Consider the following 24,996-nt stretch of genomic DNA (forward strand, 5'->3'; position numbering starts at 1 on the left):
GTGTGAGGTAGTTCAACCGCAGCCGTTGCGGGCGCGCCAATACCCGCCGTTACGCTTGCGATGGTTACACTTGTGTAGTTACATGTTCGTAATCAACGCGGCACGCGCTGTGCTGCGAGGGGCAGACATCGATGCGGTGGCCTGGAGCGGAGAACTGATGGCCGTCAACGTGGGGCTGGATATCGGCACTAGTGCCGTGCGCGCCGCGCTCGTCAACACCGGAAAAGGCACACCGACACTGCAGAGATACGGTGAGGTTGCATTGCCGCCGGGAGCAGTAGTCGGCGGTGAGATCGTCGACGAGGAACTCGTTCAGGGCGCTATCAGCCGACTCTGGAAGACGGCGAAACTACCCAAGAAGCGCGTAGTGCTCGGAATCGCCAACCAGCGGGTGATCGTCCGCAGGGTGGATCTTCCCTACATGGCTGAGAGTGAACTGTCCGAGTCCCTCGCCTTTCAGGCCCAGGAGTACATACCCATCCCGATCGACGATGCGATCCTCGACTTCATTCCCCTGGAGGAGTTCACGACCCCTGAGGGAGAGCCGATGCTCTCCGTTCTCGTTGTTGCCGCGCAGAAGCAAATGGCATCAGACGTTCTCCGGGTCGTCCAAGCCGTTGGGATCAAACCGATGGCCGTTGATCTGCAGGCGTTTGCGCTTGTGCGTGTCCTGTTCGGAGGCGATCTCAATCTGGATGCCGCACCGCAGGTCATAGTCAACATCGGCGCCGGTCTGACGCAGGTCGTGATCGTCAAGGGCGGGTCCGTACGGTTCCTGCGCATCGTGTCCCTGGCCGGCGAGGATTTCTCGAGGGTTCTCATCGAAGGCATGGGAATGGACGCCGCTCAGGCGGAGCAGACGAAACGGCGGGTCGGCGTCGCCATCGAGGGGACTCCCTCGGGCGGGGATGGAGACGAGAAGGCCCGGTTGCTGCTCACCAGGCAGGCCGACGCGCTCATAGATGAAATTCGCGGCTCGGTCGACTACTACCTCTCGCAGGCAGCGGACACCGGCATACAGCAGCTGTACGTTGCCGGGAACGCGGCGAGGTTGCCGCATCTCGCCAACCGTCTCGGGCGGTCCCTCAACGTCGAAGTCTCTCCGATTCGCATGCTCGAGGGAGATCGTCTGTCGGTGGGAAAGATCGGGCTGTCCGAGGCCGAGTTGGCACAGGCGCAACCGGTACTGCCGGTACCGGTCGGGTTGGCGTTGTGGGGTGAGGTCTGATGCGACCCATCAACCTGCTTCCACCTGAGATCTCTGAGAAGTCGAAAGCCCGCCGGCGGGTATTCTCGGCCGTCGTGGGGGTCGTCGGGTTCATCGCGATCCTGGTGATGGCAACATTCTGGTTGCGCGGCCAGGCGACCCAGGTGGAAGATGATCTCGCAGCACAACAGCAGGAGAATCAGCGGATTCAGGCAGAGATTGGCCAGCTGGACGGTGCGAGGCAGCTCCGCAACGATTATCAGGCCGGAGTCACGCACCTGCAATCAGCCCTCGCCAACGACATTGCCTGGGGGCGTCTGCTGAACGACCTCGGCAGGATCATCAACCCCAACGCCTGGTTGTCCAGCTTCGCGGCACAGTCGACACCGCCGACCGATGTCGATTTCACATTCGGTTCGATGAGCGTGGCAGGAACGGCCTTCTGGTTCGAGGACGCCTCCTCTTGGCTCCGGGTGCTGGATTCGAGCTACTGGCCGGCGGTCGGTGGCGGTTGGGTCAGCTCTGCAAACGTGGCAGAGATCGAAGGAATACCGGTTGTCAACTTCAGCTCCGGAGCAGTTCTGACATCGGCGGCGCTGTCCACACGGATGATCGATCTCATACCGGAGGTCCCCGAGTGAGACGTTTCCTCATCGGGCTCCTTGTCGCCGTTCTCATCTCCGCCGTCTGGTACTTCTTCGTTGTGGGGCCCATAAACGAACGAAAGGAAATCGCGCAGACCGATCTGGAGACCGCCCAGACCGAAGAGTTCACGCTGCGCACCACGCTGTCCAGGCTGAAGAAGATCGAAGAGAATCAGCTCGAATACGCCACCGCCATCGGGCAACTGGAAACTGCGATTCCGTCCACGCCTCGCCTCGCCGAACTCATCGACGATCTGAGTTTCCTGGCGGACGAGAACGGTATCGCCCTGTCCAGCCTGGCATTCTCGACGCCGACTCTGCTGGAGGAGGGCGAGGTCTTCGGCGTCGGAGTGTCGATGTCGATCGACGGCCAGTTCTTCGAGATCCTCGGGTTTCTCTACGGCACAGCCGAGCTCGAACGAGTAATGACCATTGAGAGTCTGACGCTTTCGCCTTCCTCCGATGATGCCGGATTCCACACGATGAGCGCCGCCCTGACCGGAACCGTGTACACGACGAGCGATATCGCGGCAAGCATCGATCTGACCGACCTCTTGCCGCAGGAGGAGGAGACCGAGCCTCCGGCGGAGGATGCGCCGCTCGACGGCGGAGGCGAGGCGACCGACGACACCACGACTACCACCACGACCACAGCAGGGGCCTGAGATGCAGCCGCGCACAATACGTCGAGCAGGTACTTCGGTAGCAGTCTCCATCCTCCTCATCGGCTTCGGTGTTGCAGCCACCTGGCTGGCGGTGACGGCAGGCCCTGGCGCCGACACACAGGTGCTGTCGGGTGAACTGGCATCGACCGAGATCATCGAGCCGGACGCGGCTCCGCTGCTCGAAGGGATGCGGGTCAACGGCAGCTTCCAGTTCTCACAACCGCGCGATCCGTTCCGACCGCTGATAGTCGAAGGCGGGATCATCGTGACCGGTCCGGGCACTACCGACCCGGGGACGACGGATCCGGGTACTACCGACCCGGGGACCACTCCGGTCGAGGGCACGGTGGTCCGGTTGGTCGACATCTACGAACTCGGCGGTATCTTCCGGGCGCGCGTCGAGGTGGTCGGCGTCGAGTACGACGTCGGCGTCGGAGACACCTTCGCCACGAATTTCAAGATCGTGAGCCTGGATGCAGACTCCGCGGTGATCCTGTTCGGCGATAACGCTTTCGAGCTGCTCATCGGCCAGGAGATCATCAAGTAGGCGTTTCTGGTTCCTGGTTCTCCCTTCCGGCCTTCTGCAACCCACGACCCAAGACTCACAACCTCGAACCTGTTGCCTGTTACCTGGTACCTTCCTAGCCATGATTCGATTCCTAACTGCCGGTGAGTCGCACGGCCCGGGTCTGGTCGCAATAGTCGAAGGGCTTCCGGCCGGCCTGCCGTTCTCGACAGACGACCTCGCCGCCGAGCTGGCCAGGAGGCGGATGGGATACGGTCGTGGGAACCGGATGAAACTCGAGACGGATGAGCTCGAGGTCATCGGCGGGGTGCGACACGGGTTCACCCTTGGAAGCCCTGTTTGCGTATTGATCCGAAACACGGAGTGGCCGCGCTGGGCAGAGGAGATGTCGGCGGAACCCGGCCATTCCAGGCGGGCCATGACTACGCCCCGCCCCGGACATGCCGATCTCGCCGGGATGCTCAAGTACGACACGCACGACGCGCGCGACATCCTCGAACGGTCGTCGGCTCGTGAGACGGCCGCCAGAACCATCGTCGGTTACCTGTCGAAGCTCCTCCTGTCGCGGGTGGGTGTGGAAATCGTGAGTCACGTCGTTGCCATCGGGTCGATAGAGACGTCTGCGGGCCCTTTGCCGGAACCGAAGGATCGGCAGACCATCGACGACTCACCCGTGCGTGTCTTCGACCCCGCCGGGGAGCAGGCGATGATCGCTGAGATCGATGCGGCGAAGGCGGACCGTGACACTCTCGGGGGTGTCGTCGAGGTGATCGCCTACGGCCTACCTCCCGGAATTGGGAGTCACGTGCATTGGGATCGCCGTCTCGACGCGCGTCTGGCCGGCGCGCTGATGTCGATTCAGGCTTTCAAGGCCGTGGAGATCGGAGACGGTTTCTCCACGGCGCGTGAGCGCGGGTCGGCCGCGCACGATGAGATCTTCTTCGCAGATGGAGAATGGAGCCGGAACCGGGATAGGGCGGGCGGGACCGAGGGCGGGATGACGACGGGTCAACCGGTGAGGGTGCGGTCCTCGATGAAGCCGATAGCGACGCTCATGAGACCCCTGGCAAGCGTGGATGTCACGACCAAGGAGGCCGGCGTCGCATTTCGGGAGCGCTCAGATACCTGCGCCGTGCCGGCGGCCGCCGTGGTAGCCGAGCAGATGGTCGCCTTCGTTCTTGCCGATGAGATGCAACGTTCGTTCGGAGGCGACACGGCCGAGGACTTCGTGCGCAGCGTCGCCGCCTATCGGGCCCGGCTCGCTTCGTTCTGATGCGACACCTCTGGCTCATCGGGATGATGGGATCCGGCAAGAGCGAGGTGGGGCGTCGGGTGGCCGAACTGACCGGGTTTCCGTTTGTCGATCTCGATGAGCGAGTCGTTGCAAATCGAGGGCAATCAATATCGGAGATATTCGCCGGTGAGGGCGAGATTGCCTTCCGACGGCTCGAGCGAGATGAGCTCAGAGCGGCGGCCGACGAGGATCCGGCGGTGATCGCAACCGGGGGCGGCGTGATAACCGGCGTCGGCACCTCCGCGCTCATGCGTGCAAGCGGAACGGTCCTGTATCTGGCCGCGGAACCGGCCACGCTGGCCCGGAGGGTGGGAGCGGATTCTCATCGGCCGCTCCTCACCGGTGGTGATCGGGTCGATATCCTGACCGAGATCCTCCGCCTCAGGGCACCTCTGTACGAGGCGGCGGCCCATCACACTATCGATACGGAGAACCACACGATCGACGAGGTTGCCGGGGAGGCCATCGGGCTATGGAACAGATCCTGATCAGCGAAGCGTCCGAGATCCTGATCGGGCGCGGAGTCCCCGCCCCCTATCTCCCGGTGAGGTCGTCCAGATCGGGCGCGGCCGTGCTTGCGCAGCCGGGAGCACGCGCCGCCGCAGAGCGCGCCGTTGCCGCCATTCGGGATGACGGCATCCCGGCGACCGTGCGGATCGTGCCGGACGGCGAAGCAGTCAAGACTCTGACGGCGGCCGGCGAAACCTACGAGTGGCTTGCAGATCTGGGTATCGGGCGCAACGACACGATCGTGGGAATCGGTGGCGGCGCCGTCACCGATTTCGCAGGCTTCGTGGCCGGAACATGGTTGCGTGGAGTTGAAGCCGTCTACCAATCGACGACCCTGCTCGGCGCGGTCGATGCCGCGGTGGGGGGCAAGACCGGACTCAATCTGAGGGGCAAGAATCTGGTCGGCCTCTTTCGGCATCCCAGCAGAGTGGTTATCGACGTCGACGAACTCGAGCAACTGCCGTCCCATCTGCTGCAGGAGGGTTTCGCCGAAGCCATAAAGGCGGGGTTCATCGCAGATCCAGGACTCGTCGATTTGTTCGAACGGGACGGGTCCGGCGCCGACCTAGAACAGGTGGTCTTCCGTGCCGTGAGGGTGAAGGCGGACGTGGTCGCGGCGGATTTCCGGGAATCCGGACGGCGCGGGATCCTCAACTACGGTCACACGATCGGTCACGCCATCGAGGTGGCGGCCGGCATCTCACACGGCAGGGCGGTAGCCATCGGGATGGTTGCGGCCGGCGCCGTCAGTGAGGTGCGGTGCGGGTTTCCGGGCGCAGCCAGACAGCGAGCCTTGCTCGACATGCTCGGGTTGCCGGTGGTCTCTCCGGAGGTGGATGCCGATGATGTGCGCCGCCTCATCGGCTTCGACAAGAAGCGTGACGCGGGCGGACTGAGAATGGCTCTCCTGGAAGACTTCGGCCGGGTGAGGCTCGAATACGTTTCCGACGAAGACCTGGCGGTTGGCATGGCCGCGATTGGTCTCGCATGACGGCGGTTACACTTCGGCGAGTTCGAAGTCCGAGAGGTATCCGTCCATGATCTCCACCAATGACGTCAAGCCCGGCATGGCGCTTCAGTTGAGCGACGGTCTGTTCCAGATCGTCGAGTACCAGCATGTGAAGCCGGGCAAGGGCAAAGCCTTCGTCCGCATGAAGCTCAAGAACGTCGAGAGCGGCGCGGTGCTCGACAAGACCTTTCGTGCCGACGAGGACGTCGAGCGGGCGATAATCGAGAAGAAGGATCATCAGTATCTGTACCGGGATGACCTCGGTCTCCACTTCATGGACATGGAGACCTACGGCCAGTTCGCCGTCTCCGAAGATCTGATCGGTGACGACCAGCGCTACATGATCGAAGGCATGACCGTTGTGCTGGTGATGTACGAAGGAACACCTCTCGGTGTCGAGCTCCCGGCCGCCGTCGAGTTGAAGGTCACCGAAGCCGAGCCGGGCGTCAAGGGCGATCGGGTCTCCGGGGCGACCAAGCCCGTAACGGTGGAGACGGGCCTGGTGGTCCAGGTTCCGCTGTTCGTCGATGTCGACGACGTGATCAAGGTCGATACGCGCAGCGGCAACTACCTGACCCGCGCGTGACCTCGGAACCGCGCCATGAGGCTCTCGAGCGTCTCTACGAAGCCGAGCAACGCGGTTCGGAAGAAGCGGACCTCAGCGATATTTCCGCGAAAGCGGTCCGCATCATCCGCGGCGTTCTCGAACACAGAGAAGACCTCGATCGATCGATCGAGGAGACTTCAGAACACTGGCGGATGGATCGTATGCCGCCGGTGGATCGCACCGTGCTCCGTATCGGACTCTACGAGTTGCGTCATGAACCCGGGGTCCCTGCCGCGGTCATCGTGTCCGAAGCGGTCGAACTGGCCAAGACCTTCTCCACGGAGCGCAGCGGCTCATTCGTCAACGGGGTGCTCGGCCACCTGGCCCAGTTGGAGCGTCCGCCGGAAGGGGGATAGCCTCGGCCGGTGGGGGAGCAGTGCTACGCTGCCGCCGGACGTCCTTTACGCCGGTCCTGTTAGGCCGACAAGGAGAACACATGCTCAGAGCCTTTTCACCAACCGCCCTCGGGGCGGTTTTCTCGTTGGGGCCGTCGTGACCGGGGCGAGATCCGTCGATCGGGCCATGTTTTGGGAGGTCGGCGGGTGATCGTTCTGCGCGGGGGAGCAATCGTCACGTCCGGCGGACTCGTTCGAGGGGACATCGGCATCGCCGATGGACGAATCGTTTCGATGGGTCAATCGCTGAGCGGTGATGAAGTTGTCGACTGCTCCGGCTGCATGATCGGGCCGGGATTCGTCGACATTCACGTCCACTTCCGTGAACCCGGCCAGGTGTGGAAGGAGGACATCGAAACGGGATCACGGGCCGCGGCCGCCGGAGGATTCACCGCGGTCGTCCCGATGGCCAACACAGAACCCCCTACCGATAGCCGTGCCCTGGCCGCAAGCATGATCGAGCGCGGGCGGCGGGTGGGCCTGGTCGAACTGGTGCCGGCCGCCGCACTGACGCGCGGGCGCCGCGGGTTTGAGGTCTCCCCTCTTGAAGAACTCTGGGACGCCGGCGTGCGGATCTTCAGCGATGACGGTGACAGCGTGGCCGAAGCAGACGTGCTCGAGGAGGCCATGCGGCGTGTTGCCGGGCTGGGTGGGGTGGTAGCACAGCACGCGGAAGATGCCGCGATGACGCAAGGCGGGCACATGCACGAGGGAGCCGTGTCGGCTCGCCTCGCCATCGGCGGCCTGCCTGCCGAAGCGGAGGAGAGGGTCGTTGCCCGCGACCTCGAACTGGCGGCGAGGACGGGCGTCCACTACCACGTTCAGCATGTGTCGACGGCGGGCAGCGTGGCGCTCCTCCGTGACGCCAAAGCGGCAGGCCTCAATGTCACGGCCGAAGCGACCCCCCATCATTTCTCTCTTGATCATCACCGCCTGGAAGACCGCGACACGATGATGAAGATGTATCCGCCGCTTCGCACTGAAGACGACACGGCGGCTGTGGCGGCTGCGGTGCGGGATGGGACGATCGATGCAGTCGCAACCGACCACGCTCCTCACACCGCAGAGGAGAAGGAGGTTCCGTTCGAGCAAGCCCCGCGCGGGGTGATAGGGCTCGAGACCTCGGCCGCCGTCACCTGGTCGATTCTCGAGGCAGACCCCGTCGCCTTCTTCGAACGGATGTCGGTAGCCCCTGCTCGCATCGGCGGTTTCAGACAGCAGGGTCGGTGGCCGGGAGTCGGGGAAGTTGCGAACCTGGTTGTATTCGATCCCGACATGATCTGGATACCGGAGAAGTTCGAATCTCGTTCCCAGAACTCCCCGTGGCTCGGCAGCACTCTGAGGGGCCGCCCCGTCGCCACGTTTCGGCGCGGCCGCCGGATCTACGGGAAAGATCCGGAGTGCTAGTCCTCGTGGTCGATGCGCAGAGAGGTGGAAGGGCGCGCCACGACGGCCGCCGCATTCGGTGGACAGTCCGCCTTCCCTCGGTGCCGTGCGCCCGGACCGGGCGGGGAGATACGGACACCGCGCGGAGCCCGGCGGCTGCGGAGCGGTCATCACTTGAGGTCGATAGCCTGCAAGAGTGGCACCGATGATCGATCTGACGACGACCCTTGGACCGTTGGAACTCCGCACACCGTTGATCGGAGCGGCCGGCACCGTCGGCTCGGTTGTCGACTTCAGCGGTGTCGCCGACCTCTCGATGTATGGAGCCGCAGTGGCCAAATCGGTGAGCGAGGACCCGTGGCCGGGCCGGCCCGCTCCTCGACTGGCTCCATCCGGGTCCGGCATGCTCAACAGCATCGGAATCCAGAATCCCGGGATCGCGGCATGGGTCGAGGAGTTCGGGCCGCAACTGAGCAGTCTGGGAGCACCGGTGTGGGGCTCGGCGGTCGGCAAGAACCCGGCGGAATTCGCCCGCGTGGCCGGCAAGCTCGAACAAGCAGGAGTCCAGGCGATCGAGGTCAACCTCTCCTGCCCGAATCTCGAGGGTCACGGTATGTTCGCACTGGAGGCCACAGCCACCCATGACGTCGTTTCGAAGGTGCGGCAGGCGGTCGATATCCCGATCGGGGCAAAACTGTCCCCGAATTCTGAGGACATCTCGGCCATCGGTCGTGCGGCGGTCGAGGCCGGGGCGGATTGGCTGGTGCTAACCAACACGGTGTGGGGTGCCGGCATCGACGTTAGAACGCGCCGGCCTCTCTTGACGGGGCTGATCGGCGGATACTCGGGACCACCTCTCAAGCCGATTGCGATCCGGTGTGTGCTCGAGACGCGGGAGGCGCTGCCCGAGACTCCGATCGTGGGCTGCGGTGGCGTGACCGTCGGTGAGGATGTGATCGAGTTCCTGCTGGCCGGCGCCTCCGCAGTATGTGTGGGCACGGCCCATTTCGATCATCCGCGAGCTGCTTCGAGAATCATCCGCGAAATAGAGTCGTTCATGGCCGAGCAGGGTTCGAAGTCGATTCGCGACTACATCGGAAGGGTTGAATTGTGGTGAACTACCTTGCTGATCCCCCGATCGTCGTCGCTCTCGATGTGGCTAATGCCGAGGAGGCAATCCGACTGGCCAAGAAGGTTTCGCCGGCAGTCGGGGGTTTCAAAATAGGCCTGGAGCTGCTCATGGGCCCGGGACCGGGTCTCGTCGGGATTCTCGACCAACTGGGAAAGCCGGTGTTCGTCGATGCCAAACTCCACGACATTCCGCACACCGTCGGCCGCGCCGCGCGACAGCTGGGCATGGCCGGAGCACGATGGGTCACGGTTCATGCCGGCGGAGGTCCGGCCATGCTCGAGGCGGCGGTCGAAGGTCTGGAGGCCGGAGCCAGAGGTCGGCAGGCCGGGATCCTGGCCATCACCGTTCTCACCAGTCTCAACGATGCGATCCTTGCTCACTCGGGCGTGCCGGTCACTGCGGGGAAACTCACATCGAGACGAGCCAGGCTGGCCGCCGACGCCGGCGCGGAAGGTGTCGTCTGCTCGGTGAAGGAACTCGGCGTTATCGACGCGGTCGCTCCCGCTCTGGCCAAGGTCACGCCGGGAATCCGACCACCTGGTGAGGATGCCGGCGACCAGCAGAGAATCGCCACGCCGGACGAGGCCATAAGGCGCGGGTCGAGCCTGCTGGTCATCGGCCGACCGATCACCCGCGCCGCGGATCCCCGTGCAGCCGCAGAGGCGATCGCGGCCGGACTGCACGGTGGGCCGGCACAGGGCACTTGATCTGAAGGCAGCAACTCGCGACGAGCCCCTCGTTGGTAGAGTGCCAGCGGACCCAAGAGGAGAAAACGCCATGGCACCACCGGAACTCTCCGACGACCAGCGGAAGGCAGCACTCGAACGAGCCGCGCACGCACGGCGGATCCGGGCCGAAGTCAAGCAGTTGCTGAAGATGGGCACGATCACGTTCCCGGAGTTGCTCGAAAGGGCGGCAGAAGATGATCTCGTCGCCGGGATCAAGGTCTCCGCCATCCTCGAGTCGATTCCCGGCAACGGAAAGGTCAAGTCGAAACGGATCATGGAGCAGCATGGAATTGCCCCAAACCGCCGCATCCGAGGCCTCGGAGCGCGCCAGCGGGAGGCCCTCCTCGAACTCTTCGGCTGAGAGCGGATCGCTCGTTGTGATATCCGGTCCCTCCGGGGTCGGGAAGAGCACTGTGATCGAGCGGCTGCGGGAGCGTCTTCCGTTTCATTTCAGCGTATCCGTCACGACCAGGCGACCTCGCAAGGGTGAGCGAAACGGCGTCGACTACTACTTTGTGAGCCGTGTCGAGTTCGACCGCCTCCTCGAGAAGGGCGAGCTGCTCGAATCCGCCGAGTACTCGGGTCGATCGTACGGAACGCCGCGCGGACCGGTGATCGCCAGACTCGAGAGAGGTGAGCATGTCCTGCTCGACATCGAGAACCGGGGCGCCATGCAGGTGAAGCGAAACTACCCGGATGCCATCACCATCTTCCTGGCCCCTCCTTCCCGTCAGGAGCTGGAGCGGCGCTTGCGATCGCGCCGCGACACCGACGAGGCGGACATCCAGGCCAGGCTGGAAGTAGCAGGATGGCAAGAGGAAATGGCCCGAGTCGAGTTCGACCATCTGGTCGTGAACGACGAGGTTGGTCGGGTAGTCGATGAAATCGTGCGTATAATCGATAATCCCTCCCACTGAATGGAACTAATGAGTACACCTCCCATGGAAGCTGCCCTCGAAGAAACGGGTGGTCGATTCAGCCTCGTCGTGCTTGCAGCCCGCCGGGCACGCCAGATCAACGCATACTTCAACGAACTCGGAGAAGGCATCGGCCACTATGTGCCTCCACAGGTGCATTCACTGAGCCGCAAGCCGCTGACCATCGCCTTCGAAGAGATCGCGGAGCACAAGGTCACTGCTGCAACGCTCGATGACGCCGAGTAGCGACGTGCTGAGGGATCGCCGGATCCTTCTCGCCGTCACCGGCGGCGTCGCAGCCTACAAGGCCGTCTATCTCGCTCGCCGCTTGCTCGAGCGCGGTGCCGAGATCGAAGTCATCATGACCGAGAGCGCCCGTCGCTTCGTGGGGGAACAGACATTCGCGGCCGTATCGGGCCGTCCGGTGTCGACCGACCTGTTCGGGTCGAATCGAGTGAGCCCGCACACCGAACTGGCCAGATGGGCGGAAGTGATCGTGGTTGCGCCCGCCACAGCCGCCACCATGGCGAGGTTGGCCGCCGGTCTGAGCGAGGACCTCGTCACGGCGACGCTGCTCGCATCCGAAGCGCCCGTGTTGCTGGCCCCTGCGATGCACACGGAGATGTGGGAGCATCCGGCCACGCAGAGGAATGTCGAGCGCCTCAAGGCCGACGGCCATCACTTGATCGGTCCGGCCGAGGGCTCACTGGCCGGTGGCGACGAAGGACCCGGACGCATGATCGAACCGGACGAGATCGTCCAAGCGCTCGAGGCGATGTTGACCGGCCCAATGAGAGGCTGGCGGGTACTGGTGTCGGCGGGGGGCACTCGCGAACCTATAGATCCGGTTCGATACATCGGGAATCGATCGTCGGGCAAGATGGGCTACGCAATCGCCTCCGCGGCTGCCGCCCGAGGAGCCGAAGTGCTCCTCGTTACATCTTCCACGCTGCCTCCACCGCCGGGCGTCGAGCCGTTTCCTGTTGAAACTGCAGAGGAGATGGCCACACAGGTTTGGAACCTGGCTCCGGGCGTGGATGTCGCCGTTCTCACGGCCGCGGTCGCAGACTTCCGGCCGGTGGAGGAGGCTCGTTCAAAACTCCGCCGCGCCGACGGAATGCCCGAACTAGCTCTGGAATCAACGCCGGACATCCTGGCAGGGGTCGCGGCGCTGGACGAGAGGCCCTTCCTGGTTGGTTTCGCCGCCGAGGCCGGATCACTCGACGGTGCAAAGCGCAAGGCCATGGAGAAGGGCGTCGATCTCCTGGTTGCCAACGACGTATCAGAAGCCGGCAGCGGATTCGGCACGGACACCAATCGGGTCACGATCTTCCGCCCCGACGGGGCCGCCGACGAGTGGCCGCTGCTGGCCAAGCGGCAGGTAGCCGAGCGCTTATGGGACCTCATTGCGCGAATCCGTCAGAGCTGACACATATACTTCCGGCGTGCGACCCTGGTATTTCACCTCCGAATCCGTAACCGAAGGCCACCCCGACAAGGTGGCCGACCGGATCTCCGACGCAGTTCTCGACGCCGTGCTCGAGGAAGACCCCAACGGGCGCGTTGCCTGCGAGGTTCTGGTAACCGGCGGCCTGGTAGTGGTGGCCGGTGAGATAAGCTCGACCTTCTCCCCGGATCTGGATGCGATCGCCCGCAGGGTGATCAGCGACATCGGCTACACCGACGCAAGACTCGGATTCGCAGCTGAGACCTGCCGTGTGCAGATCGAGGTGCAGCAACAGAGCCCCGACATTGCGGGCGGCGTGAATCTGGCTCTGGAGGGCCGTGGAGGATCGCACGACCAATACGATCAGCTCGGTGCGGGCGATCAGGGGATCATGTTCGGTTTCGCCTCCAATGAGACCCAGGAATTGATGCCGATGCCGATACAGCTGGCCCATCGCCTTGCCGAGCAACTGGCCCAGGTTCGCAAGACCGGAACACTCGACTATCTCCGCCCGGACGGCAAGACGCAGGTCAGTGTCGAATACCTCGGTGCGGAGCCGGTGCGCGTTTCCAGACTCCTCATCTCGACCCAGCATTCCCCCGACGCGTCGCTCGATACGATGGAAGCGGACCTGTGGAAACATGTGGTCGACGCGGTCATTCCCGGCGAACTACTCGATGGTGCGACCGAACTCTTCGTCAATCCTTCCGGCCGTTTTGAGCTCGGTGGTCCGGCCGCAGACACCGGCGTGACCGGGAGAAAGATAGTCGTGGACACCTACGGGGGGTTCGCCAGACACGGCGGGGGTGCCTTCAGCGGCAAGGACCCCACAAAGGTCGATCGTTCGGCCTCCTACGCGGCCCGTTATGCGGCCAAGAACCTCGTGTCGGCGGGTCTGGCCGACAAGGTCGAGCTGCAAATCGCCTATGCGATCGGGCGCGCCAAACCGTTCTCCGTACTCGTCGACACGTTCGGCACCGAGAGAGTTCCCATCAACGAACTGGAGCATCTGGTGGCCGAGACGTTCGACTTCCGTCCGGCGGCGATCATCGATCACCTCGGTCTGCGGGCTGCGATCTACGAACCGACCTCCGTATACGGGCACTTCGGACGCCCGCAGTTCAGCTGGGAAGAGACCGACGCAGTGGGTGCTCTGCAAGCTGCTGCGGGATGATCGCCCGGGTCGTCCCCGACATCCCCAGTTTCTCGGTCGACGACGGTTTCCGCTATTCGATACCTGCAGACCTCGAAGTCGACGTCGGGGCCGTGGTCCGTGTTCCCCTCGGCGGCCGGACGGTGCGAGGCTTCGTCGTCGGTCTCGAATCCGGCGACGGTGAGAACCTGAAGGCGATCCGTGCCCGTTCGGGAAAAACCGCCGTCTTCAACGAGCGACTGCTGCAGAGCCTGCGGTGGGCGGCCCATCACTATGTCGCGCCGCTGTCGGTCCTCCTACGCCGCACCGCGCCGCCAAACATCCCTGCACCGACCACCGGGCCGGCTCCGGCGGTCGACCGGCGGGAAGCCGCCCAGACGCCCGCCGGTGCACTTGGGCGGAGCATCGCCGAAGGGAGAACCCGCAACTGTCACGTGCAAACCACCAACCCGGAGGATCTCGCCGATCTAGTGGGACCGATTCTCGGCGCGGGCATGTCCGTGATGCTGGTCGCCCCTACCGGGCTCGAGGCGGTCCGGATACATGAACGTCTTGCCGCCACATTTGGGGAGGCCGTTCTGGCGATCACGCCCGACACCTCAGATCGTGAGGCGACCGCGGTATGGGCCAAGTGCCGGTCGGCGGCCGGGTACCTGCTCGTCGGGACCCCGCGCGTCTCACTCTGGCCCGTCGCGCAACTCGGCGCGGCAGTAGTGATGGGTGAGGCACGAAGGGGTATGAAGGACCGTCAGACCCCGACGGTACACAGCAGAGAGTTACTCCGGGCGCGCAGCGTCGTCGAGCGATTCGCCTTGGTGACCACCGGGCTGGTTCCCTCGACCGAGACGATTGCCGCCGGAACCGAAGTCATCGTGGCCGGACCGGGTCGACCCTGGTCGCTGATCGAGTTCGTCGACCGGAGTGTTGACCCGCCGGGAACCGGTCCGCTCTCGGACCGGACCAAGACGGCGATTGCAGCGGCTGCGAAAAGGGCGGAGAACGTGTTCGTGTTCACTCATCGCCGTGGTTACGCGCCTGCGTTCCGCTGCGTGCGCTGTCGTGAGCTGCGCACGTGTGGGAGTTGTGGAGCCAGAACCGGCCGTGAAGACACTTGCCGCCGGTGCGAGAGGGAGCAAGGTTCCTGCCGGTCATGCGGGGCGGATCGATTCGAGCCGCTGGGAGCCGGTGTCGATCGGATCGTCGAACTGGTCAAGCGTTTCGTAGATGCAGACAAGGTCGGCCTGGCCGGCGAAGGACGCCTGGTGACGGTCGGTTCGGTTCGCGACGTGCCTGCGATCAGACGGTGTTCCCTGGCCGTTGTGGTCGATGCCGACGGTCTGGTTCTCGGAACCGATTACCGCGCCGGAGAGGATGCCCTGCAGTCGCTTGCCCGGGTGGCGGCGGTCGTCGGATCGGGGCACGGCCGCCGGACCATCGTGCAAACCTCCAATCCGGCTCACCCGGTTCTCGAAGCTCTCCGGCGCGGGGAGGTGCTCCCGTTTCTCGCAGCCGAACTCGAGCAGCGGGCCGCATTCGGGTTTCCGCCGGTCGGGGACCTGATCGTGCTCGAGTGCAGGGGCTGTCCGGACGGGGCGGCACAGCGTCTGACCGAACGGTTTCCAGAGGTCACCGTGCTGGGTCCTGCCCCTGTTGAAGGCGGCTTGCGCTGGCTGCTGCAGGGGAGCGACCTGAGTGCGGCTCGAAGGGAACTGAGGAAGCTCGCCGCCGAGTGGCGCGACGCAGGCGCCTCGCTGCGGATAGACGTGGATCCGATAGATCTGTAGGGGTCGCGGGTCGCGAGTCAGAAACCCGTACCTCTTGGTTGGTGTTGGGGCGGCCGGGTTGGTTGGGGGTGGACTTGGTTGTGTTGGTTGGTGTTGGGGCGGCCGAGTTCGCCAAGGGCGAACTCGAACCTGTTGGCCGGCGTCGTAGACGCCGGCCAACAGGCGACTAGCCTCTCCCGATCATGGCCATCTTTCCCATACGCACCTTCGGAGATCCGGTGCTGCGCGCCGTCGCGGCAGAGGTCGATGAGATAGACGACGGTATCCGTCACCTGGTCGACGACATGATCGAAACCATGTACGACGCACCGGGGGTGGGATTGGCGGCGCCCCAGATCGGCATATCAAAGCGGGTCTTTGTCTTCGACTGGGCCGACGGATCGGGTGTGCACACGGTGATCAACCCGGTGATGCTCGAGGCGTCGGGTGAGTGGGAGTTCGAAGAGGGCTGTCTTTCGGTTCCCGGCAGATACTGGCCGATCCGCCGTCCGGCCTTTGCGAGGGTGCGAGGGCTGGACCTCGATGGAAACGAGGTGGAGTATTCCGGCGACGAGTTGCTGGGCCGTGTTCTCCAGCACGAGTTCGATCATCTCGAGGGGATGTTGCTGATCGAGAGACTCGAGAGGCGTGTCCGCAAGGAAGCTCTGCGGGACCTACGCGACGAGGCGCTGGGCCTTTGATCTCGAGCGTGTTTCTGGGAACACCAGGCTCATCTGTAGCGGCTCTGGAGGCGACTCTGCGCGTATCGGACGTTCGCCTGGTCGTCACACAGCCCGACCGGCCGCGCGGGCGATCCAAGACACCCCAGCCGTCGGCGGTGAAGGAGGCTGCGCTGGGCCTCGGTTTACCGGTGGCGGAACCTTCAGATCGCCTCGAGCTTCTGGCTGCCGTTGCGCAGGCTGCCCCTTTCGACATAGGTGTGGTTGTAGCTTTCGGAATGATTCTCTCGCCTTCCGTGCTGGCGATTCCGAGAGCGGGCTTCGTGAACGTTCACTTCTCGCTCCTGCCGCGGTGGCGCGGTGCAGCTCCGGTGGAGAGGGCGATCCTGGCCGGAGATGAGCGGACGGGTGTCACGCTGATGGCGGTGGAGAGCGGTCTCGACACCGGTCCCGTCATCAGCAGCAGGGAGGTTCCGATCGAGCCCGGGGAGACCTCCGAGGCGCTGCTCGATCGCCTGACCGAACTCGGCGTCGCCCTCCTGGAAGAGGACATGCCGGGCTATGCCTCCGGGGCTCTCATCTCGACCCCCCAGCGGGAGGACGGCGTCACGTATGCGCGCAAGATCGAAACGGTCGAGGCACATATCCCGGTCGAATCCCAGGCCGGCACGGCTTTGCGCTGGATCCGCGCCTTCAATCCCCGCCCGGGAGCGTTCGGGATACTCGACGGTGAACGTTTCAAGGTGTGGGAGGCCAAACTCGCTCCGGTCTCCGATCTCGAGCCCGGCGAGCTCCGAATCGTCGGCGGGCGCCTTTGCCTGGGACTGGGCGAGGGGGCACTCGAGCTGCTCGAGGTGCAGCCCGCCGGAGGCCGCAGGATGGCGGCCATGGACTGGGCCAGAGGCCGGCACGGCCCGCCGGAGTATCTTCATTGAAACCCGGTGTTCAGGCTCGGCGGGAGGCGGCAACCGCCGTAGGCCGGATTCTTCGAAGCGGCGCCTACAGCAATCGTCTCGTAGACATGTCAACCCTGTCTCAACAGGATTCCGATCAGTTCCGGTTCCTCACCTATACGACACTTCGTCACTTGAAACGGATCGACGAAGTAGTCGAGGAATTCAGCAAGCGGAAGATCCCGAAACTCGATGGCGAGGTTGCGGACGTACTTCGGGTGGCGGTGGCCGAGTTGCTGTACGGTCGCGCACCGGCGCACGCGGTGGTGGATTCTGCGGTCGAGTCGATCAAGTCGGGAAAACGGGGCAAGGCTTCCGGTTTCGTCAACGGGGTTCTTCGGGCCATCGTGCGCGATCGTGACAGGCTCCTGCCTCCGATCGACCCGAGATCGGAATACCCGGAGTGGATGGTCGAGAAGCTGGATGCTCAGTGGGAGAGCAGTGAAGTAGAAGCCTTTCTCAGTGCATCGCTGGCGGATGCCCCTCGCCAGGTACGCGCACGGCCCGGCCGGGGAACCGACGGGCTGTCAGTGATCGAAGCGATACCCGGAGCTTACGAGTGGGTCGCCGGCGGCGAACTTCCGGAGGGTTTCGTGGTTCAGGATGCGGCCAGTGTTGCCGTCGGCAACGCGGTGCCGTTGCATCCGGGTGATCTGGTTCTGGATATGGCCGCCGCCCCGGGTGGCAAAGCAGCTCATATGCGTGACCGCGGGGCGAGGGTAGTGGCCACGGATCGGAACCGCCGGCGCGTGGTCGATGGTCGCAAGCGGTGGCCGGAGATCGACTGGGTGGTTGCGGACGGCCTCGATGCTCCCTTCAAGCCCGGGTCGTTCGATCACGTGTTGCTCGACGCGCCCTGTTCGGGTCTCGGCACGATGCGGCGCCGCCCGGAAGTCCGCTACCGGGCTGATCGCCGGTCGATCGTCGAACTGGGCAGACGACAGCGATCGATGCTCGACATCGCTCTCACGTTGGTGCGACCGGGTGGGACGATCACCTATTCCGTGTGCACGGTGACGTCGGAGGAGACGGTCGACGTTGTCGCAGACCTGCCGGCTGAGGCACCGCACGGGGTACCCGGCAAGCCCTGGGGCAACGGCCTCCTGCTGGCGCCGCACCTGACAGGTACCGACGGGATGTTCATCAGCATCGTGCGGCGTCCATGACCCCGATACACTCGCCCCCAATGGACAACATCAAGATCGCCCCCTCGCTACTGGCAGCCGACTTCGCCAACCTGGCCGCACAGGTGGCGTTGGTCGAACCCTATGTCGACATGCTGCATCTGGACATCATGGACGGTCATTTCGTGCCGAATATCTCATTCGGGATGCCCGTTATCGAATCTCTGCGCAGTCACTCCAACCTGCTATTCGATTGCCACATGATGACCACCAATCCCGACGTCTACTTCACGGAACTGAAAGAGGCGGGCGGGGATCTGGCGATGATCCACATAGAGGCAATCACGGATCCCACCGACGCAGCGGCGAAGGCGCGGGAGGCCGGACTTGGATTCGGCCTGGTTCTGAACCCTCCAACTCCCTTTGCAGCGGTCGAACCTTTCGTCGAACTGGCTGATATGTTGTTGATCATGTCCGTTCATCCGGGCTTCGGCGGGCAGTCATTCATGCCCGAGGTGCTCGAAAAGACCGAATCGGCAAGGAAATGGGTTGATGAACACCGTTTGAGTGTCGATATACAGATCGACGGAGGCATCAATCCGGAGACCGCTCGCCTGGCCGGACAGGCCGGGGCGAACGTTTTCGTGGCAGGCACGGCGATATTCCGAGCTGATGATCCCGTCGCCGCGGTCGAGGAACTGCGGCAGGCTGTCAACGGAAGATGATATGACCGCACGGATCCTGGTCGTCGACGACGATCCAGACATTGTCCAGTTTGTCCGGGTGAACCTCGAACTCGAGGGTTTCGAGGTCAGCACAGCCGGTGACGGGCACGAGGCGATGAGCTCTGCTTTGTCCGGCACGCCGGACGTTGTCGTGCTCGACGTGATGATGCCCGGGATGGACGGGCTCAACGTCCTGAAACAGCTGCGGAGTCATCCGGCCGCCGCCAACACATCGGTGATCCTTCTCACCGCCAAAGCTCTGCCGGAGGATCGGGTCACCGGCCTCGATCTCGGCGCGGATGACTACATAACGAAGCCGTTCGACATCAACGAACTCGTAGCCAGGGTCAAGGCCGTTCTGCGTCGGACCAAGGCGCTGCGAGATGTCTCGCCGCTGACCGGTCTACCGGGCAACTTCAGGATCGCCAGTGAGTTGGAGGCCCGCATCGAATCCGGCGACCGTTTCGCGCTCGTCTATGCCGATCTCGACAACTTCAAGGCGTACAACGACCATTACGGGTTCATGCGGGGCGACCAGGTGATCAAGTTCACCGCACACGCGCTGCTGGAGGCAGCCGCGGCTCTCGCCGACCCTTCCTCGTTCGTCGGCCACATCGGCGGCGATGACTTCGTTGCCATCATTCATCCCGACCAGGCCGAGGCGTTCTGCGAGGAGGCCATCTCGGTCTTCGATGACGGCGTTCTCGACTATTACGAAACAGCGGATGCCTTGCGCGGATACATAGAAGTCACAGACAGGCGCGGGGAGCGACATGCGTTTCCGGTCGTTTCCGTCTCCCTCGGCGTCGCAACCAACACGACGAGGGAGATCACCTCGCAGTGGCAGGCATCGGCGATAGCAGTGGAGATGAAAGAGCACGCCAAGCGCATGTCCGGCTCCAGCTATGAAATCGACCGGAGAATGGGCTGAAGCTGCCGGAGACGGATCGGCAGATGGGTTGCCTTCGGTCGTTCCCTTTTCGGCCGGGATTGGCGCTCGGATGAGGCTCCGTCTTCTAGCCACTGCCGTGCAGGTACAATCTCTGTTGCCCCCTTCAGGGCAGGGTGTGATTCCCGACCGGCGGTGATAGCCCGCGAACCCTTCGGGGTTGATACCGGTGAAACTCCGGGGCCGACGGTAACAGTCCGGATGGAAGAAGGAGGGCGGGCTGATTCGCGCGCGCTCCTCGATTGGAGAAGCTGCGTGAACGATCAACCGATGGATCTTGCGATTCGCCTGGCAAGGCAGTTCCGTCCCCATCCCAATCCGCGTGTCGGGGCCGTGATCGTCGACCAGCACGGGCAACTGGTGGGAGAGGGCGCCCACGCGGGACAAGGCTTCCCGCATGCGGAGGTGATCGCAATCGCGGCGGCCGGCGAGCGGGCCGTCGGATCCACTATGTACGTGACTCTGGAACCCTGCAACCACACCGGTGAGACCGGGCCGTGCGCGTCGGCCATCATTTCGGCGGGGATAATGAATGTGGTCGTCGGAGTTCAGGACCCAGACCGCAGGGTGGCAGGGGCCGGTGTAGCCGCCCTGCGAGCGGCCGGGATCTCGGTCGAGTTCGATGCATCGGCGCCGGGTTTGAGGAATCTGGACCCGGGGTATTTCCATCATCGAAGGACCGGACGTCCACGCTTCACTCTAAAGACGGCGCTCACCCTGGACGGGCAGGTTGCTGCCAAGGATGGATCTTCGCAATGGATCACCGGTGAGGAGGCACGCCTGGACGGGCATCGATTGCGGGCCGAAGCCGATGCCGTCCTCGTGGGGGCAGGCACGCTGCTTGCAGACGATCCCCGCCTGGATGTGCGCCTTCCGGGTTACGAGGGGCCACAGCCTCGTCCCATAGTCATCGCCGGGAATAGACGGCTGCCCGAAACGGCTCAGATATTTGGCAGGAATCCGGTCGTCGTCTCATGTGGTGCGATAGCGCAGCCGGGCGAGGAACTCATCGTTCCCACCGGAGAGGACGGCCGACCGGACCTCATGATGGCGGCCGCATCGCTCGGACGGTCGGGTTGGGTGGATGTACTGGTGGAAGGCGGGCCGACGCTGGCCGGCGAGTTCCTGGCAGCCGGCCTGATCGATCGAGGCGTCTGGTACCTGGCCTCAAAACTCGCCGGAGGTACAGGTCATGCAGCATTCAGCCGCGATTTTGAGAGGTTGTCGGATACTCGCCGGGTCGAGATCGTTGATGTTCGGAAGGTAGGAGCCGACCTGCGCGTCGAGTTCGTGATGGAGGACCATGTTCACCGGGATAGTTGAGAGATTGGGTCACGTTGCGGCCGCTGCTCGTTCGGACGGGGGGATGCGCATATCCGTGTCGGCTCCGGATCTCGATCTGAAGATCGGAGATTCGATCGCGGTGAACGGCGTCTGCCTCACCGTGATCGAGAGCCGGCCGGACGGGTTCGATGCCTATGTGGTTCTGGAGACTCTGGACAAGACCAACCTCGGCGAACTCCGCCCCGACTCGACTGTGAACCTGGAGCGACCGATGCGTGCCGACGGCCGCTTCGACGGTCACCTGGTGCAGGGTCACGTGGATGGCATCGGTGTCGTGGTGGCCGTGGAGCCGGAGGGGGACGGAACACGTATTCGTGTGCAGCTGCCCACCGGTCTCTCGAGGTACGTCGCCGTGAAGGGGTCGATCGCCGTCGATGGCGTCAGCCTCACGGTGGCGGCCGCTGCCGGAGATGAGTTCGAAGTCGCACTTATTCCCCACACCCTCGAAGTCACGACCCTGGGAGTCCGGCCACCCGGCTCGCATGTGAACCTCGAGGTCGATGTGATCGCCAAGTATGTGGAGCGCATGTTGAGCGGGAGAGCGAAATGACCTTCGCCCCAATCGAGGACGCGATCTCGGCGCTCGCCGCCGGCGAACTGGTGGTCGTCGTCGATGATGCGGACCGGGAGAACGAGGGCGACCTGATAATGGCCGCCGAGTTCGCCACCCCGGAGCGAATCGGGTTCATGATCAGGCACACCAGTGGCATCATCTGCCTGCCGGCTCTCGGAGAACGGCTGGATGAGCTTCGCATACCGATGATGGTGGCCGACAACACCGATCGGCGCAGAACCGCTTTCACTATCTCCATCGACTATCACCACGGAACGACCACCGGCATATCGCCCGGCGACAGGACCGCCACGATCAAGGCTGTGGTCGATCCGGACACCCAGCCCGATGACCTCAGCCGCCCGGGTCACGTGTTTCCTCTGCGCTACCGGCCCGGTGGGGTCCTCGTTCGGGCCGGCCATACCGAGGCGGCGGTCGACCTCGCCAGATTGGCGGGCCTGTACCCGGCTGCTGCCCTTGCCGAGGTGGTTTCCGACGACGGAGAGCCGGCGCGGCTTCCCTACCTGATCGACTTCGCCAAGGCGCACGGTTTGGTGCTCATTTCGATTGCCGACCTCATCGAACACAGAAGGCGCCACGAGCAGCTCGTTCTGCGATCCTCCGAAGCGAGGCTGCCGACGGCATTCGGTGAGTTTCTCGCCGTCGGTTACGAATCTCTGGTGGACGGACGCGAGCATGTGGCCATGGTGATGGGGGAGGTGGACGGCAAAGAGAATGTTCTCGTGCGGGTTCACTCCGAGTGTCTCACCGGAGACACCTTCACCAGTCTCCGTTGTGACTGCGGCATCCAGCTGAGCGATGCCCTGCGCCGCATCGGGGACGAAGGAGAAGGTGTGCTCCTGTACATCCGCGGCCATGAGGGCCGTGGAATCGGACTGGTTCACAAGCTCGCCGCCTACGCACTGCAGGATCAAGGCCGCGACACAGTCGACGCCAATCTGGAACTGGGTTTTCCGGCCGATGCGCGAGATTACGGAGTAGGCGCCCAGATCCTGAGCGACCTGGGAATCACCACGATGAGATTGATGACCAACAATCCGACCAAGCGGGCCGGCATCGAGGGATACGGATTGACGATCACGGAAACCGTCCCGCTGGAGACCGCCCCGAATCCGGAGAATCTCGATTACCTCCGGGCAAAGGTCGACAGGATGGGGCATCTGCTGCACCTTCCGGAGGTGGACGATGAAACTGCGTGAGGTCGAAGGTCGACCGGAAGGAGCCGACCTTCGGGTCGGGATAGCGGTCTCCACATTCAACGGGACGATTACCGAAGCTCTGTTGTCGGGTGCCGTCGGCGCGCTGGAGGCGGCCGGAGTGACCGAATGCACGGTCGTCAGGGTTCCTGGAGCGCTCGAACTGGGTCCGGCGATTCTGCGACTCGCCGAGGATCACGATGCGATAGTCGCCATCGGTGCGATAGTCGAGGGAGAGACCGACCACTACGAACATGTGGCCACCCAGGCATCGACCGCAATAACTCAAATCACCCTGGCCACCGGAGTGCCTGTCGGAAACGCAGTACTGACTGTGCGACAGATCGCCCACGCGATAGACCGCAGCTTGCCCGGCCCCGGCAACAAGGGTGCCGAAGCAGCCAGGGCGGCGATTGTGATGGCGAACACCCTGCGCGAGCTCTAACAGAGCCTCCGGCGCTGGATCCCTGGTTGCGGTCGTTCAACGCAACCCAAGACCTATATCCCAAAACCCACAATCTCGATACGCACGACTGGACGGCGGCTCCCGCTTGAGTTGCCGTGCCGACTACGTATACTGCATCAAACAATTGAATGACAAAGAGGAGGCCCGCTGCTTCCCACCCGGCCACGACCAAGTGAGCCGCGGTCGATCACTACGACAAATGCAGCAGTCCTTCTCTGCTGCATTTTTCTCGTAGAGGAGGTCACGAGATCGCCGAACCACGCGTCAACAACGCAATCAGGGCAAAAGAGGTGCGAGTAGTCGCACCCGATGGCTCTCAGGTCGGAGTGAAGAAAATAGAAGAAGCCCTTTGGCTGGCCGATCAGCTGGGTCTGGATCTTGTCGAAGTCGCTCCGGAGGCCAAGCCGCCCGTTTGTCGCATGATGGATTACGGCAAGTACAAATACGAACAATCCATCAAACAACGCGAGGCCCGCAAGAAACAGACGAGAACGGTGATCAAAGAGGTCAGGCTCCGTCCGCGAATCGGGGAGCACGATTTCCAGATCGTCCGCCGAAGAGCCGAGGAGTTCCTCACTGAAGGCGACAAGGTCAAGGTGACCGTTCGGTTCCGGGGACGGGAGAACGAACGTCCGGAGCTGGGACACCGTCTTGCCCAACGTCTCTACGAGGAACTGGAAGAGTTCGCCGTTGTCGAACAGTCGGCCCGGAAAGACGGGCGGACGATGACCATGGTCATGGCGCCGACGAGGAAGGCACTCGACATTGCCGCCGCCCATAAGGAAGCAAGTCCTTCACGGCGGCCGGCAGGCGAGAGCCGCAGGCCCAATGTTGCCGAAGAGAGGGAGACCGAGGACGCGGTCGACCTGGTCGGCGATGTTGATTCGGGCGAGGTGGCCGACGACGCGGATGCGGCGTTCGTTGCCGGTGAAGTGGAGGCGGTGGTCGTCGCCGATGGCGCGGATGCTGATGTATCCGACGAGGTTGATGCAGCAGAAGACAATGACGAATCAGGCGATGGCGACGACGGAGGACCCAATGCCCAAGATGAAAACACATAAGGGAACCCAGAAGAGGTTCAAAGTAACGGGATCCGGAAAGGTTCGCCGCCGTCAGGCTGGTCGGGGACACTTGAAGGCGGCCAAGGGCGTGAAGCGCTACCGCCGCCTATCCGGGGAAACAGATCTTGCTCCGGGCGACGAAAAGCGCGTCAACCGGCTTTTGGGACGCTAGGAGGCCGAGTCATGTCACGAGTCAAACGCGCCGTAGGAGGCCACAAGAAACGTCGCAAGGTGATGGACCGGGCGAAGGGGTACACGGGAGCCAGGAGCCGCCGGTACCGCGCCGCTCGCGAGCAAACGATGCACGCGATGCAGGATTCCTACCGGGATCGCCGAGCGCGCAAAGGTGAGTTCCGACGCCTGTGGATCAGTCGCATCAACGCGGCCGCCCGTCAGAACGGGACGACCTACAGCCAGCTCATCGCCGGGCTGAAAGCTGCAGAGATCGAGGTTGATCGAAAGATGCTGGCAGATATGGCAGTCAACGATCCGGAAGCCTTCGGGCACCTCGTCGAGGTTGCGACAGCCGGCAACAACTGAG

General features: G+C 63.7%; 30 protein-coding genes and 1 riboswitch. All 30 genes read left to right on the forward strand.

Going from position 1 to position 24,996, the window contains the following annotated elements; genetic code table 11:
• Positions 1 to 82: 82 nt before the first annotated feature.
• Complete coding sequence (gene pilM / locus VLT15_11600; GenBank protein HSR45857.1) at positions 83 to 1,228, forward strand: type IV pilus assembly protein PilM; 1,146 nt, start codon at positions 83 to 85, stop codon at positions 1,226 to 1,228.
• Positions 1,228 to 1,848, forward strand: coding sequence for a hypothetical protein (locus tag VLT15_11605; GenBank protein ID HSR45858.1), 621 nt, complete (start codon positions 1,228 to 1,230; stop codon positions 1,846 to 1,848). Before pilM ends, VLT15_11605 begins: the two co-directional genes overlap by 1 nt.
• Entirely contained in the window at positions 1,845 to 2,516 is a 672-nt protein-coding gene (gene pilO / locus VLT15_11610) for a type 4a pilus biogenesis protein PilO (GenBank protein ID HSR45859.1), read from the forward strand. Before VLT15_11605 ends, pilO begins: the two co-directional genes overlap by 4 nt.
• Position 2,517: 1 nt before the next feature.
• Complete coding sequence (locus tag VLT15_11615; GenBank protein ID HSR45860.1) at positions 2,518 to 3,063, forward strand: hypothetical protein; 546 nt, start codon at positions 2,518 to 2,520, stop codon at positions 3,061 to 3,063.
• Positions 3,064 to 3,163: 100 nt separating this feature from the next.
• Positions 3,164 to 4,315: a chorismate synthase gene (aroC, locus tag VLT15_11620; protein HSR45861.1), complete on the forward strand. Its 1,152-nt coding sequence runs from the start codon at positions 3,164 to 3,166 to the stop codon at positions 4,313 to 4,315.
• The gene (locus VLT15_11625; protein ID HSR45862.1) at positions 4,315 to 4,824 is read left to right on the forward strand and encodes a shikimate kinase; all 510 of its coding nucleotides are present in this window, start codon (positions 4,315 to 4,317) and stop codon (positions 4,822 to 4,824) included. The genes aroC and VLT15_11625 overlap by 1 nt, the downstream gene beginning before the upstream one ends.
• Complete coding sequence (locus VLT15_11630) at positions 4,809 to 5,837, forward strand: 3-dehydroquinate synthase family protein (protein HSR45863.1); 1,029 nt, start codon at positions 4,809 to 4,811, stop codon at positions 5,835 to 5,837. The genes VLT15_11625 and VLT15_11630 overlap by 16 nt, the downstream gene beginning before the upstream one ends.
• Before the next feature lie 46 nt (positions 5,838 to 5,883).
• A complete protein-coding gene (gene efp, locus VLT15_11635; protein ID HSR45864.1) occupies positions 5,884 to 6,441 on the forward strand; it encodes an elongation factor P in 558 nt (185 codons plus the stop codon).
• On the forward strand, positions 6,438 to 6,818 hold the full coding sequence (gene nusB / locus VLT15_11640) for a transcription antitermination factor NusB (protein HSR45865.1): 381 nt from the start codon (positions 6,438 to 6,440) through the stop codon (positions 6,816 to 6,818). Before efp ends, nusB begins: the two co-directional genes overlap by 4 nt.
• Positions 6,819 to 7,004: 186 nt before the next feature.
• Positions 7,005 to 8,264: a dihydroorotase gene (locus VLT15_11645; protein HSR45866.1), complete on the forward strand. Its 1,260-nt coding sequence runs from the start codon at positions 7,005 to 7,007 to the stop codon at positions 8,262 to 8,264.
• Positions 8,265 to 8,448: 184 nt separating this feature from the next.
• A complete protein-coding gene (locus VLT15_11650) occupies positions 8,449 to 9,360 on the forward strand; it encodes a dihydroorotate dehydrogenase (protein HSR45867.1) in 912 nt (303 codons plus the stop codon).
• The gene (gene pyrF / locus VLT15_11655; protein ID HSR45868.1) at positions 9,354 to 10,082 is read left to right on the forward strand and encodes an orotidine-5'-phosphate decarboxylase; all 729 of its coding nucleotides are present in this window, start codon (positions 9,354 to 9,356) and stop codon (positions 10,080 to 10,082) included. Before VLT15_11650 ends, pyrF begins: the two co-directional genes overlap by 7 nt.
• A gap of 70 nt (positions 10,083 to 10,152) precedes the next feature.
• Positions 10,153 to 10,464: an integration host factor, actinobacterial type gene (gene mihF / locus VLT15_11660; GenBank protein HSR45869.1), complete on the forward strand. Its 312-nt coding sequence runs from the start codon at positions 10,153 to 10,155 to the stop codon at positions 10,462 to 10,464.
• A 16-nt stretch (positions 10,465 to 10,480) separates the two neighbouring features.
• Positions 10,481 to 11,020 (forward strand): guanylate kinase, encoded by a 540-nt coding sequence (gmk, locus tag VLT15_11665; GenBank protein ID HSR45870.1) that lies wholly within the window; start codon positions 10,481 to 10,483, stop codon positions 11,018 to 11,020.
• 9 nt (positions 11,021 to 11,029) lie between these two features.
• A complete protein-coding gene (gene rpoZ, locus VLT15_11670; protein HSR45871.1) occupies positions 11,030 to 11,266 on the forward strand; it encodes a DNA-directed RNA polymerase subunit omega in 237 nt (78 codons plus the stop codon).
• A gap of 4 nt (positions 11,267 to 11,270) precedes the next feature.
• Positions 11,271 to 12,449 (forward strand): bifunctional phosphopantothenoylcysteine decarboxylase/phosphopantothenate--cysteine ligase CoaBC, encoded by a 1,179-nt coding sequence (gene coaBC / locus VLT15_11675; protein HSR45872.1) that lies wholly within the window; start codon positions 11,271 to 11,273, stop codon positions 12,447 to 12,449.
• A gap of 16 nt (positions 12,450 to 12,465) precedes the next feature.
• Positions 12,466 to 13,641: a methionine adenosyltransferase gene (metK, locus tag VLT15_11680; GenBank protein HSR45873.1), complete on the forward strand. Its 1,176-nt coding sequence runs from the start codon at positions 12,466 to 12,468 to the stop codon at positions 13,639 to 13,641.
• On the forward strand, positions 13,638 to 15,404 hold the full coding sequence (locus VLT15_11685) for a hypothetical protein (GenBank protein ID HSR45874.1): 1,767 nt from the start codon (positions 13,638 to 13,640) through the stop codon (positions 15,402 to 15,404). The genes metK and VLT15_11685 overlap by 4 nt, the downstream gene beginning before the upstream one ends.
• Before the next feature lie 182 nt (positions 15,405 to 15,586).
• Positions 15,587 to 16,084, forward strand: coding sequence for a peptide deformylase (gene def, locus VLT15_11690; GenBank protein ID HSR45875.1), 498 nt, complete (start codon positions 15,587 to 15,589; stop codon positions 16,082 to 16,084).
• A gap of 8 nt (positions 16,085 to 16,092) precedes the next feature.
• On the forward strand, positions 16,093 to 16,998 hold the full coding sequence (gene fmt / locus VLT15_11695) for a methionyl-tRNA formyltransferase (GenBank protein HSR45876.1): 906 nt from the start codon (positions 16,093 to 16,095) through the stop codon (positions 16,996 to 16,998).
• Positions 16,995 to 18,182: a transcription antitermination factor NusB gene (locus VLT15_11700; protein ID HSR45877.1), complete on the forward strand. Its 1,188-nt coding sequence runs from the start codon at positions 16,995 to 16,997 to the stop codon at positions 18,180 to 18,182. Before fmt ends, VLT15_11700 begins: the two co-directional genes overlap by 4 nt.
• Before the next feature lie 20 nt (positions 18,183 to 18,202).
• Entirely contained in the window at positions 18,203 to 18,865 is a 663-nt protein-coding gene (gene rpe, locus VLT15_11705; protein HSR45878.1) for a ribulose-phosphate 3-epimerase, read from the forward strand.
• A 1-nt stretch (position 18,866) separates the two neighbouring features.
• The gene (locus VLT15_11710) at positions 18,867 to 19,796 is read left to right on the forward strand and encodes a response regulator (GenBank protein ID HSR45879.1); all 930 of its coding nucleotides are present in this window, start codon (positions 18,867 to 18,869) and stop codon (positions 19,794 to 19,796) included.
• A gap of 116 nt (positions 19,797 to 19,912) precedes the next feature.
• Positions 19,913 to 20,031: riboswitch (FMN riboswitch) on the forward strand.
• 53 nt (positions 20,032 to 20,084) lie between these two features.
• Positions 20,085 to 21,137 (forward strand): bifunctional diaminohydroxyphosphoribosylaminopyrimidine deaminase/5-amino-6-(5-phosphoribosylamino)uracil reductase RibD, encoded by a 1,053-nt coding sequence (ribD, locus tag VLT15_11715; protein ID HSR45880.1) that lies wholly within the window; start codon positions 20,085 to 20,087, stop codon positions 21,135 to 21,137.
• Positions 21,118 to 21,708 carry a riboflavin synthase gene (locus VLT15_11720; protein ID HSR45881.1) on the forward strand — a complete coding sequence of 197 codons (591 nt, stop codon included), beginning with the start codon at positions 21,118 to 21,120 and terminating at the stop codon, positions 21,706 to 21,708. Before ribD ends, VLT15_11720 begins: the two co-directional genes overlap by 20 nt.
• The gene (locus VLT15_11725; GenBank protein ID HSR45882.1) at positions 21,705 to 22,931 is read left to right on the forward strand and encodes a bifunctional 3,4-dihydroxy-2-butanone-4-phosphate synthase/GTP cyclohydrolase II; all 1,227 of its coding nucleotides are present in this window, start codon (positions 21,705 to 21,707) and stop codon (positions 22,929 to 22,931) included. The genes VLT15_11720 and VLT15_11725 overlap by 4 nt, the downstream gene beginning before the upstream one ends.
• Positions 22,918 to 23,373: a 6,7-dimethyl-8-ribityllumazine synthase gene (ribH, locus tag VLT15_11730; protein ID HSR45883.1), complete on the forward strand. Its 456-nt coding sequence runs from the start codon at positions 22,918 to 22,920 to the stop codon at positions 23,371 to 23,373. The genes VLT15_11725 and ribH overlap by 14 nt, the downstream gene beginning before the upstream one ends.
• Positions 23,374 to 23,642: 269 nt before the next feature.
• Entirely contained in the window at positions 23,643 to 24,455 is an 813-nt protein-coding gene (gene infC / locus VLT15_11735; GenBank protein ID HSR45884.1) for a translation initiation factor IF-3, read from the forward strand.
• Positions 24,433 to 24,627 (forward strand): 50S ribosomal protein L35, encoded by a 195-nt coding sequence (gene rpmI, locus VLT15_11740; GenBank protein HSR45885.1) that lies wholly within the window; start codon positions 24,433 to 24,435, stop codon positions 24,625 to 24,627. Before infC ends, rpmI begins: the two co-directional genes overlap by 23 nt.
• A gap of 11 nt (positions 24,628 to 24,638) precedes the next feature.
• Positions 24,639 to 24,995, forward strand: a complete 357-nt coding sequence (rplT, locus tag VLT15_11745) for a 50S ribosomal protein L20 (protein HSR45886.1) — start codon at positions 24,639 to 24,641, stop codon at positions 24,993 to 24,995.
• Position 24,996: the final 1 nt, after the last annotated feature.

It is taken from the genome of Acidimicrobiia bacterium, assembly GCA_035471805.1.
In the GTDB taxonomy this organism is placed as follows: domain Bacteria; phylum Actinomycetota; class Acidimicrobiia; order Spongiisociales; family JAHEDJ01; genus JAHEDJ01.